We start from the raw sequence: 13,180 nt of genomic DNA on the forward strand, positions 1-13,180 counted from the left end.
CGACACCGCATCCCGAACCCAAAGGGTTCGAACTGCTTCGCTCCGGAGCAACTTTTCAAGCTTACCACCTCGTTGACCAGTGTCAACTCGGCGTTCCAAGCCTGTTCGCTTCGCGTTGACTTCCCGTCCGTTTCCGTTCGGTCCGTGTCAGCGGCGCGAGATAAAACTCTACACGCCCTGTACCCCCACGCAAAATCCGCCTAGTACTCCCGGAAACTAACCCATTTACCAGTCTGACTAGGTATTTCATGTTTCGGGTACAACAAAACCGCCAAAAAAGTGTGGTGGTTCACAGATTCTTTGGCGGTTTTGCTTGGTTTTTACTTAGTCAGTTCGACGACAGCCATGTTCTTCTTGCCGCGGCGAACGATGGCGTAGCGGCCATGGAGGAAGTCGGCTTCAGACAGTTCGCTGTCGATGCCCTCGACCTTTTCGTTGTTCACGTAGGCGCCGCCCTCGCCGACGGTGCGTCGCGCAGCAGACAAGCTCTCGCTGAGGCCCGAAGCGTGCAGCACGTTCAGGATGCCGAGGTCGTCGGCCGCCACCTGGACGATTGGCAGTTCGGCAATCACTGCCTGCAGGGTCGACAAGTCGATCTCGCCCAGTTCACCATTGCCGAAGACCGCGGCGGAAGCAGCGATCACCTTGGTGGTGGCGTCTTCGCCGTGCACCAGGCTGGTTACCTGCCAGGCAAGCTCGCGCTGGGCCTGGCGCTTGAACGGACGCTCGGCAACTTCCACAGCCAAGGCCTCGATCTGTTCGCGCGACATGAAGGTAAAGACCTTCAGACGGTCGATCACATCTGCATCGGCGGTGTTCAGCCAGAACTGGTAGAAGGTGTACGGGGAGCACATCTCCGCATCCAGCCAAATCGCGTTGCCCTCGGACTTGCCGAATTTGGTGCCGTCCGAGTTGGTGATCAGCGGGGTACCGTAGGCGTAGGCGGACTTGCCCTCCACCTTGCGGATCAGGTCGGTGCCGCTGGTCAGGTTGCCCCACTGGTCCGAGCCACCAGTCTGCAGGGTGCAGCCGTACTGGCGGTACAGCTCCAGGTAGTCGTAGCCCTGCAGCACCTGGTAGGAGAACTCGGTGTAGCTGATGCCCTCGTCGGAGTTCAGGCGCGCGGCCACGATCTCCTTCTTGATCATCGTGCCCACGCGGAAGTACTTGCCCACGTCGCGCAGGAAGTCCAGGGCGGACAGCGGCGCGGTCCAGTCCAGGTTGTTGACCAGGCGCACCGCGTTCTCGCCCTCGTTGGACAGGAAGCGCGAGACCTGAGCCTGCAGCTTGGCAACCCACTCGGTGACGGTCTCCTTGGTGTTCAAGGTGCGCTCGGCTGTCTGGCGCGGATCACCGATCAGACCGGTGGAACCGCCCACCAGTGCCAGCGGCTTGTGGCCTGCCAGCTGCAGGCGGCGCATGTTCAGCAGCTGCACCAGGTTGCCTAGGTGCAGCGACGGCGCGGTGGGGTCAAAGCCGCAATAGTAGGTAATGGTCTCCTCGGACAGCGCCCGCTCCAGCTCGGCCTCGTCGGTGGACACGTGCACCAGGCCGCGCCACTTCAGCTCCTGCCAGACATTCGCGAAGGAGGAATCATTACTCTGTCCCGCAATAACGGGATTCTGATTGGTTTCAGACATGCTAACTTTGACCATTTTTCTGTCTATGTTCTGCCCCTTTGCTCCCGCTGCTTCCAGCGGAAGTTCACTACGGCGCAGCCAGTTGGGGTTTCCTGGCGTGCGCACTTCCTAGATTATCGGTTCGCGGCGGCTGTATGCCAGTTCGCGCGGCCGACGCTCCTAGGCTTCCATCCCCTCGGGCAGCTCGCCGGTGTAAACCACGCGCAAGCGCTGGGTGGTGCGGGTCATCGCCACGTACAGGTCCCCCACTCCCCCGTCGACCTCGGCCACCAGCTGCTCGGGTTCCAAGATGATCACGCCGTCGAATTCAAGGCCCTTGGATTCGCGGGCGGAAATCACCACGATGTCCTGGCTCAACCCGCCGGAGCCTTCCCCGACACGGTCCCCGTAGGCTGCGGAAATCACGTCGCGCGTATGGGCCAGCTGGTCCTGCGGGACGATGACCGCCTGCAGGCCTCCGGCGGAATACTCCAATTCCTCGGCCAAGGCCGCGCGCAACGTGTCATCCAGCTGCGCGCCCGTGGTCTTGGTCAGCAGCGGAGGCCAGTCGCCCTCGCGCACGGCGCGCGGGGTGGTGATGTTCAGCCCGGCGGCCTGGGCCACGCGCACCGCGGCGTCGGCGATCTGCGCCGGCGTGCGATAGTTGACCGTCAGCTCCTCCAAGGTGAAGCGTTCGCCGAAGAACGGCGACAGCGCCTGCGCCCAGCTGGTCGCGCCCGAGGCCGCGGAGGTCTGGGCGATGTCCCCCACGATGGTGAAGGACTTGATCGGGCAGCGGCGCAGCAGCAGGCGCCACTGCATGGGCGAGAGCTCCTGCGCCTCGTCCACCACGATGTGCCCGTAGGCCCAGGTGCGGTCGGCGACCGCACGCTCGGCTGCGGTCTGGCGGGCGGCGGTCTCCTGGTTGACGCCGGCGACCTGCTCCGCGGTGACCACCCCGTCGATGCCTGCGTTTTCCAGCATGGTATGCATGTTCACCAGCGCGGCCTGCGCGTTTTCCACGTCGCGGTCGTACTGGGCCTGGTTGCTGGCGGCGTGCGGGTCCTCGAACTCGCCCAGCAGCTCGGCGGCCTCGTCAAGAAGCGGCACGTCGGCCTCGGTGAACGGCGCATCGACGCGGCGGTAGAGCGCGTCGCGGTCGGCTTCGGAAAGCTTCGGCGCGGCGGCGGCCAGCAGGTGCGGGTTGGCGAACAGCTCGCGCACCAGCTTCTGCGGGGTCATCGGCATCCAGCACAGGTTCAGCGCCACGCGCACGTCCCAGGACTCGCGCACTTCCTGCGGCAGGTAGGAGCGGTCGGTGGTCGAGGACTGCCCGGCCGATTCCTCCAGCTTGCGGCGCAGTTGCTCGACCAGGTCCCCCACGAGCACCTTCACGAAGGTTTCGCGGGCCTGGTTGTACGGCTTGTGGGTGTGGCGGGCGCGTTCGCGCGCGTTGAGCACCATCTTGCGGGTCAACGTCAGCCGCGTGCCTTCGACCACCACGGTGCGGTCCTCGGGAAGCACGCGCTGGCGGTTGCGCACGGCGGCGGAGATGACCCGGGCCATGGAGGGCCGGCCCTTGAGCCGGGCCACGGTGCGGTTGGTTTCCGGCACTGCCTGCACCCCGTGGTACAGCTCGCCCACGGAGGACATGACCACGCCGGTCTCGCCCAGCGAGGGCAGCACGCGCTCGATGTAGCGCATGAAGGAATTCGAGGGCCCGACGATCAGCACGCCGGCGTTCTTCAGCCGTTCGCGGTATTCGTAGAGCAGGAAGGCGGCGCGGTGCAGCGCCACGGCGGTCTTGCCGGTGCCCGGCCCGCCCTGGACCACCACTGCCCCGGGCAGCGGCGCGCGGATAATGGCGTCCTGCTCGGCCTGGATGGTGCCCACGATGTCGCCCATGCGGCCGGTGCGCTTTTCGCGCAGCGCCGCCATGAGCGCGCCTTCCCCGTGGTGGGTGTGGCCCTCGTCCAGCCAGGTCTCGTCCAGCACGTCGTCCTCGATGCCTGCCACGGTGCGCCCGGAGAGCATCAGGTGGCGGCGGCGGCGCACGCCGCGCGGGTTCAGCGCGGTCGCCTGGTAGAACGGCGCGGCCTCGGCGGCGCGCCAGTCGATCATCAGCCGGTTGAGGTCCTCGTCGCTCAGGCCGATACGCCCGATGTAGCGGATGCGGTTCTCCTCCGCCTGGGGATCCCCGTTGGAGCCGTTGGCCGCGGCCATGTCCAGGCGGCCGAAGACCAGCCGGTCCTGCACTGCATCCAGCTGCGCGATGCGGTCCTCGTACAGGGTCGCGAAGGAGTCGCGCTCGGACATGTTCTGGAAGCTGCCCACGGCGCCCTGCGCCCGGGTGCGTCCGAGCTGCTCCACCTTTTCGGCGCGCAATTCATCAAGCCTGGCGTACAGTTTCCCCACGTACTCGGTTTCGACGGACAGATCCTGTTCGATCGTTTCGGACAACCCAGTTTCCCCTTGCGCTAAATTCACAGGACAGACAATTCTACGCGTGCCGCGGCGGCGGCCGGTAATCCGCTTCGCGGGCGGCGTAACCAGCCGACGTGTTACTTCAGGAGTGCACCAGCTGCAGCGAGACGACCTCGTGCCCGTCCAGCTTGGCGCGGCCGTCTAAGCCGTCGAGTTCCAGCACCACGCCGATGCCCGCGACCACGGCGCCGGTCAGCTCGACCAGGCGCACCGCCGAGCCCACGGTGCCGCCGGTGGCCAGCACATCGTCCAGGATCAGCACCCGGGTGCCCGGGGCGATCTCGTCACGGTGCATTTCCAGGCAGCCGGAGCCGTATTCCAGGGTGTATTCGTCGCGGTAGACCTCGCGCGGCAGCTTGCCTGCCTTGCGGATGGTCAGCATTCCCTTGCCGGAGGCGTAGGCGGCCGCCGCGGCGAGCACGAAACCGCGGGCCTCCAGCCCTGCCACGATGTCGAACTGGCCCTCGAACGGGGCGATCAGCTCGTCGACCATGCGGCGCAGGCCTGTTGGGTCCGCGAAGACCGGAGTCAAGTCCTTGAATGAAATTCCGGGCTGCGGGTAGTCGGGGACAATCGCGCATAAACGGTCCAGCAGGTCGGTAATGCTCTCAGTAGTATTCACGCCTCACAATTTTAGCCGTACTCGGGGCTCTTCGAACCACGCGACTTAACTGCCTCGGCCGCAGTTCCCGGAAGGGAACTGCGGCCTCGGTTTCGGCGGCCCGGCACTAGCGGTTCATCAGCCGGTCGCTCGGCCAGGGCAGCAGCTCGGGGTAGTCGGCGGCGTCTGCGGCCGCGGTGGCCTGCACCGGACCGGCGGCCGGACGGCCGGCAAGCCATGCTGCCAGATCAAACTCGGTTCCGGAGAGCACCCAGGAGTTCTCCCCGGCGCCCAGCACCACCGGGGACTTGCCGTGGGGCTGCAGCACCAGGCGGTCCTCGGAAGGCACCCGGGCGGCCAGCGCGCGGAAGAGATGCTCAGAGAATTCGGCCGGCCAGCTGGAAGCAGGGCGCACGAACTCGTCAAGGTCGGTGGCGTGGATCAGCATCTCTCGCCAGGTGGCGTACATCATGTCCGCAACCTTCGCGCCGGGGCGGTAGCCCACCGATTCCTCCCACTTGCCGGCGGCGGAAGGCAACACCTCGCGCAGCTCGGCCAGCGCGGTGTTGGTCAGCTCCAGCAGCGCCTCGGGGCGCATCAGCGCTGTCATGTTGATGGCCTCGATGCGGCCGGCCGCTCCCCCGTCGTACATTTCCAGCGGCGGTTCCTGCCCGGCGCGCTCGAACTGGCGGCGGGCTGCCTTCGCGAAGGAGGCCAGGTGCGCAATGAGCTGGGCGGTGCTCCAGCCCGGCAGCGAACTGGCCTTGGGGTAGTTCTGGAAGTCGACGCCGCGCACCTGTTCGCGCAGCTCATCCAATGCGGTGGTGACCTGAGAAATGAGTGCGTCCGGCGCCAGTATCTGTGTCATGACCCACACTGTATCGCGAGTAGGGCTTAAATGCGTAGGCGGCCGGATCCGCGCCGCATGATTCCTGCGGTGCGGCTCCGGCCACCGGCCGGTCCAGGCTACTTGGCGATCCAGCCGCGGACCTCGTCAAGCTGGCGCTCGAACTCGGTGATCTGCTGCGCGACAGCGCTCGGGGCGGTGCCGCCCTGGCCGTTGCGGGCGTTGAGCGAGCCCTCGGTGGAGAGCACTTCGCGCACCGCCGGGGTCAGGTGCTCGGAGATGCCTGCATAGTCCTCGTCGCTCAGGTCCCACAGCTCCACGCCGCGCGATTCGGCCAGCTGCACGGCGGCGCCGGAGAGCTCGTGGGCGTCGCGGAACGGCACGCCCTGGCGTACCAGCCACTCGGCGATGTCGGTGGCCAGCGCGAAACCCTGCGGGGCCAGGCCGGCCATGCGCTCGGTGTTGAAGGTCAGGGTTTCGATCATGCCGGCCACGGCGGGCAGCAGGATTTCAAGGGTGTCCGCTGCGTCGAACACCGGCTCCTTGTCTTCCTGCAGGTCGCGGTTGTAGGCCAGCGGCAGCGCCTTCAGGGTGGCCAGCAGGCCGGTCAGGTCGCCGATCAGGCGTCCTGCCTTGCCGCGGGCGAGCTCCGCGATGTCCGGGTTCTTCTTCTGCGGCATGATCGAGGAGCCGGTGGAGAAGGCGTCGTGCAGCTTCACGAAGCTGAATTCCTTGGTGGCCCAGAGGATGACCTCTTCGCTCACGCGGGACAGGTCCACGCCGATCATCGCGGCGATCCAGGAGAACTCGGCGAACACGTCGCGGGCGGCGGTGCCGTCGATCGAGTTGAACACGGCTGAGTCGAAGCCCAGCTCGTCGGCCACGAAGTTTGGGTCCAGGCCCAGGGTCTGGCCGGCCAGCGCGCCGGAGCCGTACGGGGAGACTGCAGCGCGCTTGTCCCAGTCCACGAAGCGCTGCACATCCCGCAGCAGCGGCCAGGCGTAGGCCAGCAGCAGGTGCGAGAGCAGGATCGGCTGGGCGTGCTGCAGGTGGGTGCGGCCCGGCATCGGCGCGTACGGGTGGGCCTTGGCCTGGCCCAGCAGCGCGTCGAGGGTGTCAATGACGCCGCCGGCGATGATACGGGCGTGGTCGCGCAGGAACATGCGGCCCAGGGTGGCGATCTGGTCGTTGCGCGAGCGTCCGGCGCGCAGCTTGCCGCCCAGCTGGGTGCCGGCGCGCTCAAGCAGCCCGCGTTCCAGCGAACCGTGCACGTCCTCGTCGGAGTGCGCGGCGGTGTAGGTGCCGTCCAGCACGTCGGCCTCGAGCTTGTCCAGCGCGGCGATCATGTCGGCCAGTTCCTGCTCGGTGAGCAGGCCGGCACGCTGCAGCACCTTGGCGTGGGCGCGGGAGCCGGCGATGTCGTAGCTGGCCAGGCGCCAGTCGAAGTGGGTGGATTTACTCAGCGCGGCCATTGCGTCCGCGGGACCGTCGGAGAAACGGCCGCCCCAGAGCGATCCTTCATTTGTTGACGAGGCCATGGCTCGTTCCTTTCTGCTGCCCGGATTCCGCCGCGCGCCCAACCGGTTTCGCCGGCGGGCGCGGTGGAGTTTATTTCGCTGAATCCTACTCTAGCAAAGGTTTATGCAATGTTGCTCATAAATATGCATCAACCTCAGGTGAGTTCCCCCAGGCCTTGCGAAACCCCTTCCTGTGGAAAGTGGAAGAAGTCCCGTCGCGCTCGCCAACAGTTGGCGGCTTCCCTCTTCCACGAAGCATGGCCCCGGCGTAAGGTGAAGCCATAGTCGTATACGGATACGTCGTTGGAGGAAATCAAATGGATATCCAGTTGTTCCGCGGTGACATCACCACCCTGAGCGTGGACGCCATCGTCAACGCAGCCAACCCGTCCCTGCTCGGCGGCGGAGGCGTGGACGGTGCCATCCATGCAGCCGCGGGTCCGGCCTTGCTGGCCGCATGCCGCGAAGTCCGCGCCAATCGCTATCCTGACGGCATTCCCTCGGGTGTCGCCGTGGCAACCAAGGCGGGAAACCTCAAGGCCAAGTGGGTCATCCACACGGCAGCCCCGAACCTGGCCCTGATCAAGCCGAACCCCAAGATCCTGGCCGATTGCTTCAAGAACTCCTTGTATGTGGCAGCCCGCCACGAGGCGCATTCGATCGCCTTCCCCGCGCTGGGCGCCGGGGCATTCCGCTGGGATCCCAAGCAGGTTGCGCAGATCGCCTTCACGGCCATCAACGAGTGGGTCCAGACCAACAAGCACATCTCCCCGATCCACCGGATCGTCTTGGTCGCCTACAACGACGAAGTGCAGACGGCCTTCGAGGAAGCCTTCACGCTGAACGCCGTCGAGGAGCTGGCAGCCTAGCAGCGCGCGGCTCCCAAAGCCGCTCATGATGCACAATAGCCGCCGCGGACCGCAAGGTGCGCGGCGGCTTAGCTGTCTTGGCAGCGCGATTGCGGGGCGCCGCCCGGGCGCACCGGCCGCGCTTGGGGGATGCTGCGGCGCGGGCCCGGACGGCTAGGACGGCCGCGCCGGGCAAGGCGCCCGCGGCACCGCGGGCAGGGCCGAGGCCGCCCTTGCACCGATGATGGCGCACCGAGCGCGGGCGCAACGATGCCGGGCGCAGAATGTGGATAACATTCTGCGCCCGGCATCGTCATTGGGCTGCGGAGGATCCGCCGTGTTCTAGCTCGGCTCGGCCAGCTGCAGGAAGCGGGCGGCCACCTCGGCGCCGCCGTCCACCTGGCGGGTGGTGACCATGATGGTGTCGTCCCCGGCGATGCAGCCGAGGATGGAAGGCATCTGCGAGTGGTCGATGGCCAGGGCCAAAAGGTTCGCGGCGCCCGGAGGGGTGCGCAGCACCACGATGTTCCCGGAGGCCTCGGCGGTGACCAGCTGCTCGGCGCAGATCTTGGCCAGCCGGGCGTCCAGCACCTCCTGGGTGATGGCGGTCTGCGGAGAGCGGTCCCCGCCTTCCTGCCGCACCGCGTAGATCAGCTGGCCCAGGTTGTCGCGGATGCGCACCGCGCCGATTTCCACCAGGTCGCGCGAGAGCGTGGCCTGGGTGACTTCCAGCCCGTCGTCCTTGAGCAAGCCAAGCAGCTCGGCCTGGGACTTGACCGAGTTGTTGCCCAGGAATGCGCGGATGCGCGCCTGGCGGGCGGTTTTCGTACTGGGCTGCGAAGCCATGTTTACAGCTCCACCCTGGGGTCTTCGGCCAGGCCGGAGGCGACCATGAGCCAGGTCATGACCGCCTTCTGCGCGTGCACGCGGTTCTCGGCCTCGTCGAAGACGACCGACTGCGGGCCGTCGATGACCTCTGCCTCGATCTCGTAGCCGCGGTAGGCCGGCAGGCAGTGCAGCACAATGGCGTCGTCCTTGGCGTGCTTCATCGCCGCGGAGGTGACCGAGTAGTCGGTGAACAGCTTCAGGCGCGCTTCCTTCTCCTCTTCCTGGCCCATGGAGACCCAGGTGTCGGTGGCGACCACGTCGGCGTCCGCCAGCGCGGCGGCGGCGTCGGTGGTGATGGTGACCGAGCCGCCGGTCAGCGCGGCGCGCTCCTGCGCCGCGGCGACGATGGAGGCCGCCGGCAGGTAGCTTTCCGGTCCGGCGATGGCCACGTGCATGCCCGCGGTGACCCCGGCCAGCAGGTAGGAGTTGGCCATGTTGTTGGCAGCGTCGCCCAGGTAGGCCATCTTCAGGCCTGCCAGCGCGCCCTTGTGCTCGCGCACGGTGAGCAGGTCGGCGATCAGCTGGCAGGGGTGGTAGTCGTCGGAGAGCGCGTTGATCACCGGCACCGAGGAGTTCGCCGCCATTTCCTCCAGGCCCGACTGGGCGTAGGTGCGCCACACGATGGTGGAGACCATACGCTCGAGCACCTTGGCCGAGTCGGAGATGGACTCCTTGTGGCCCAGCTGGGACTCGGCAGAGTTGATGATCAGCGGGGAGCCGCCCAATTCGGCGATGCCGGCGTGGAAGGAGACCCGGGTGCGGGTGGAGGTCTTGTCGAAGAAGACCGCGACGGTCTGCGGGCCGGCGTACGGGGTGAAGCCGTACTTGTCGGCCTTCATGGCCAGTGCCAGGTCCAGCACCTTGGTCTGCTCGGCCTGAGTGAAGTCCAGGTCGGTCAGGAAGTGGCGGGTTGCGCTCATGGTGTGTTCCTTAAAGTCTCAGGTGGTTCTTAGGCTGCGGCAGCGGCCAGCAGGCCGGGCAGCGCCGCGATGAAGGTGGCCAGCTGCTCGCGGGTGATGACCAGCGGCGGGGCCAGGCGGATGGTGCGCTCGTCGGTGGCGTTGATGATGAAGCCGGCGTCCAGCGCGGCGGCGACCATCTTCGGCGCCGAGCCGTTCAGCAGCTCGAAGGCGTTGAGCAGGCCGGCGCCGCGCACCGCGCCCACGCCGTGAACGCCTGCCAGCTGCTCGCGCAGCCAGGCGCCGGTCTCGCGCACGTGGGCCAGCAGGTTGTCCTTTTCGATGGTGTGGATGACCGCCAGGCCGGCGGCGCAGGCCACCGGGTTGCCGCCGAAGGTGGTGCCGTGGTCGCCCGGGGTCAGCCAGGAGGTGTTGGCCTCGCCAAAGACGATCATCGCGCCGATCGGGAAGCCGCCGCCCAGGCCCTTGGCCAGAGTCATCACGTCCGGAATCACCGGCGCGGAAGCGAAGAACTCGCCGGTGCGGCCCATGCCGGTCTGCACCTCGTCGAAGACCAGCAGCGCGCCGGCCTCGGTGGTGATCTCGCGGGCCGCCTGCAGGTACTCGGCGGACAGCTCCAGTACACCCGCCTCGCCCTGGATCGGCTCGATGAACACTGCCGAAACGGTGTGGTCCACCGCCTCGCGCAATGCCTGGATGTCCCCGGCGGGGATCCAGGTGACGTTCTCGGGCAGCGGCGCGAACGGGGCGCGGTACTTCTCCTTGTAGGTCAGCGACAGCGCACCCAGGGTACGGCCGTGAAAGGCATGCTCCAGTGCGATCACCTTGGTGCGCGGCGCCTGCTCGGTGCCCGCGTTGCGGCGGGTGAGCTTCAGCGCCGCCTCGTTGGCCTCGGTGCCGGAGTTCGCGAAGAACACCTTGGAGCCGGCCGGGGCGGCGGAGATCTGCAGCAGCTTCTCGGCCAGCGCGATCTGCGTGGGCGAGGTGAAGAAATTGGAGACATGCCCCAACGTGGCAAGCTGCGAGGTGATCACGGAAGTCAGCAGCGGGTTGCTGTGGCCCAGGGTGTTCACCGCGATGCCGCCGAGCAAATCCAGGTACTGGTTGCCGTCGGCGTCCCACACGTGGCAGCCGGCCCCGCGCACCAGCACGCGCTGCGGCGCGCCGAACACGCCCAGCAGGCTGTTGGAGTAGCGCTCGGCCAGCGCGGCCGATGACTGGTTGCCCAATCCGGCCAGGTCGGCGGCCTGGGAGTTCCGGCTCGGTGTTGCTTCGGTTGCGGCGGCGCTCTCGCTCACTTCTGGCCCTTCTGGTTTGTTGGTGTGGCGGGGACCACCTGGGTACCCACGCCGGCGGTGGTGAAGATTTCTAGCAGCATTGAATGCGGTTCGCGGCCATCCACGATGTGGGCCTGGCCCACGCCGGAGTCCACGGCGTCCAGGCAGGCGCCCATCTTGGGGATCATGCCCGATTCCAGGGACGGCAGCATCTCGCGCAGCTCGTCGGTGCTCAGCGAGGTGATCAGCGAGGACTTGTCGGGCCAGGCGCTGTACAGGCCCTCCACGTCGGTGAGGATCACCAGCTTGGAGGCGCCCAGCGCGGTGGCCAGGGCGCCGGCGGCGGTGTCGGCGTTGACGTTGAGCACCGCTCCGGTCGGTTCGCCCTCGGCGTCGAATTCCGGAGCCACGGTGGAGATCACCGGGATCATCCCTGCGACGATGAGCGAGTCCACCTGGTCGGTGCGCACGCGGGTCACCTCGCCGACCAGGCCCAGGTCCACGGGCAGACCGTCGATGATGGTGCCGGTGCGGATGGCCTGCAAGGTGGCGCCGTCCTCCCCTGACATGCCCACCGAGTAGGGGCCGTGCGAGTTGATCAGGCCGACCAGGTCGCGCTGGACCTGGCCGGTGAGCACCATGCGCACCACGTCCATGGCTTCGGGGGTGGTCACCCGCAGCCCGCCGCGGAATTCCGACTCGATGCCCAGGGTGTCGAGCATCTTGTTGATCTGCGGGCCGCCGCCGTGCACCACCACCGGGTTGATCCCGGCGTGGCGCAGGAACACGATGTCCTCCGCGAAGGCGCGGCGCAGCTGCTCGTTGACCATGGCGTTGCCGCCGTACTTGATGACCATGGTGGTGCCGGCGAAGCGCTGGATCCAGGGCAGGGCCTCGATCAGCGCCTCGGCCTTGCGCTGGGCCAATCCGACGTCGGTGCGGGTGTTCTGAGGCATGTGCTCTTCCTTTGTCCTCGTCGAGGGACGGGCCTAGCTGGAGTAGGCGGAGTTCTCGTGGACGTAGTCGTGGGTCAGGTCGTTGGTCAGCACCGTGGCCTGCGCGGTGCCCGCGTTCAGGTCGATGTCGATGGTGACGTTGCGATCTTCCAGCGAAACCAGCGAGCGGTCCTCGCCCACGCCGCCGTTCTTGCAGACCCAGACGCCGTTGATGGCGACGTTCAGCTCGTCCGGTTCGAAGGCGGCCTGGGTGGTGCCGACCTCGGAGAGCACGCGTCCCCAGTTCGGGTCCTTGCCGAAGACCGCGGTCTTGACCAGGTTCGAGCGCGAGACGGCCTTGGAGACCTCCAGAGCGTCGGCCTCGGTGGCGGCGTTGAAGGTGCGGATCGCGATGGTGTGCTCCGCGCCCTCGGCGTCGTCGATCAGGCGGGCTGCCAGCTCCTGACAGGCGTCGGTCAGCGCGGCGGTGAATTCGGCGGCGTCCGGGGTGATGCCCGAGGCGCCGGAAGCCAGCAGCAGCACGGTGTCGTTGGTGGACATGCAGCCGTCGGAGTCGGCGCGGTCGAAGCTCATCGCGGTGGCGCTGCGCAGCGCGGCGTCCAGCTGCTCGCTGGTGAGCGCCGCGTCGGTGGTCAGCACGACCAGCATGGTGGCCAGCGCCGGGGCGAGCATGCCCGCGCCCTTGGCCATGCCACCGATGATGACCTGGCCGGTGGTGGAATCCCCCACCACGCGGCTGACCTGCTTGGAGACCGAGTCCGTGGTCATGATGCCGGCGGCGGCCTGGTCGGAGGCGTCCTGGGTACCGGCCAGCGCGGCGGCGGCCGCGGCGATGCCCGGCAGCAGCTTGTCCATCGGCAGCTGCTGTCCGATCAGGCCGGTGGAGGCCACTGCGACGTCGCCGGCGGAAACCTTCAGCAGGTCCGCCACGTATTCGGCGCTGCGGTGGGTGTTGCCGAAGCCCTCGGCGCCGGTGCAGGCGTTGGCGCCGCCGGAGTTCAGCAGCACCGCGTCGATGCGGCCGTCGGCCAGCACCTGGCGGGACCACTTGACCGGGGCGGCTGCCACGCGGTTGGAGGTGAAGACGCCGGCTGCGGCGAAGTCGGGTCCGAGGTTGCGCACCAGGACCACGTCGTTCTTGCCGGTGGACTTCAGGCCCGCCGGGACGCCGGCGGCGGTGAAGCCCGCCGGGGCGGTGACGCCCAGGGCGTTGGCGGATGGGT

Annotated in this window: 11 protein-coding genes; 1 reads left to right on the forward strand and 10 read right to left on the reverse strand. The window is 67.5% G+C overall.

From position 1 onward, the window contains the following. Positions 1-320 precede the first annotated feature (320 nt). From tyrS to argH, 5 genes are all read right to left on the reverse strand, one after another. Positions 321-1,640, reverse strand: a complete 1,320-nt coding sequence (tyrS, locus tag ATC04_RS12450) for a tyrosine--tRNA ligase (protein WP_047121191.1) — start codon at positions 1,638-1,640, stop codon at positions 321-323. A gap of 159 nt (positions 1,641-1,799) precedes the next feature. Beyond that, the gene (locus ATC04_RS12455) at positions 1,800-4,079 is read right to left on the reverse strand and encodes an AAA family ATPase (protein WP_082124115.1); all 2,280 of its coding nucleotides are present in this window, start codon (positions 4,077-4,079) and stop codon (positions 1,800-1,802) included. 106 nt (positions 4,080-4,185) lie between these two features. Continuing rightward, a complete protein-coding gene (locus ATC04_RS12460; protein WP_047121190.1) occupies positions 4,186-4,725 on the reverse strand; it encodes an adenine phosphoribosyltransferase in 540 nt (179 codons plus the stop codon). A 106-nt stretch (positions 4,726-4,831) separates the two neighbouring features. Then, on the reverse strand, positions 4,832-5,572 hold the full coding sequence (locus ATC04_RS12465; RefSeq protein ID WP_047121189.1) for a maleylpyruvate isomerase family mycothiol-dependent enzyme: 741 nt from the start codon (positions 5,570-5,572) through the stop codon (positions 4,832-4,834). 98 nt (positions 5,573-5,670) lie between these two features. Further along, positions 5,671-7,089, reverse strand: a complete 1,419-nt coding sequence (gene argH / locus ATC04_RS12470) for an argininosuccinate lyase (protein ID WP_047121188.1) — start codon at positions 7,087-7,089, stop codon at positions 5,671-5,673. A 296-nt stretch (positions 7,090-7,385) separates the two neighbouring features. Here argH and ATC04_RS12475 point away from each other — a divergent pair, with 296 nt between their 5' ends. Then, on the forward strand, positions 7,386-7,937 hold the full coding sequence (locus tag ATC04_RS12475; RefSeq protein WP_047121187.1) for a macro domain-containing protein: 552 nt from the start codon (positions 7,386-7,388) through the stop codon (positions 7,935-7,937). Between the two features lie 321 nt (positions 7,938-8,258). On the opposite strand, the gene ATC04_RS12480 is transcribed toward ATC04_RS12475, so the two are convergent. Genes ATC04_RS12480 through argJ form a run of 5 tightly spaced genes read right to left on the reverse strand, consistent with a single transcriptional unit; the run spans position 8,259 to position 13,163 of the window. Next, positions 8,259-8,762, reverse strand: a complete 504-nt coding sequence (locus ATC04_RS12480; protein WP_047121186.1) for an arginine repressor — start codon at positions 8,760-8,762, stop codon at positions 8,259-8,261. 2 nt (positions 8,763-8,764) lie between these two features. Further along, positions 8,765-9,724 carry an ornithine carbamoyltransferase gene (argF, locus tag ATC04_RS12485; RefSeq protein WP_047121185.1) on the reverse strand — a complete coding sequence of 320 codons (960 nt, stop codon included), beginning with the start codon at positions 9,722-9,724 and terminating at the stop codon, positions 8,765-8,767. 29 nt (positions 9,725-9,753) lie between these two features. After that, positions 9,754-10,962 carry an acetylornithine transaminase gene (locus ATC04_RS12490; RefSeq protein WP_047121222.1) on the reverse strand — a complete coding sequence of 403 codons (1,209 nt, stop codon included), beginning with the start codon at positions 10,960-10,962 and terminating at the stop codon, positions 9,754-9,756. 56 nt (positions 10,963-11,018) lie between these two features. Then, on the reverse strand, positions 11,019-11,957 hold the full coding sequence (gene argB, locus ATC04_RS12495) for an acetylglutamate kinase (RefSeq protein ID WP_047121184.1): 939 nt from the start codon (positions 11,955-11,957) through the stop codon (positions 11,019-11,021). Between the two features lie 33 nt (positions 11,958-11,990). Continuing rightward, complete coding sequence (gene argJ / locus ATC04_RS12500; protein ID WP_047121221.1) at positions 11,991-13,163, reverse strand: bifunctional glutamate N-acetyltransferase/amino-acid acetyltransferase ArgJ; 1,173 nt, start codon at positions 13,161-13,163, stop codon at positions 11,991-11,993. Positions 13,164-13,180 lie beyond the last annotated feature (17 nt).

This window comes from Arthrobacter sp. YC-RL1 (assembly GCF_001454985.1).
Taxonomy (GTDB): Bacteria; Actinomycetota; Actinomycetes; order Actinomycetales; family Micrococcaceae; genus Glutamicibacter; species Glutamicibacter soli.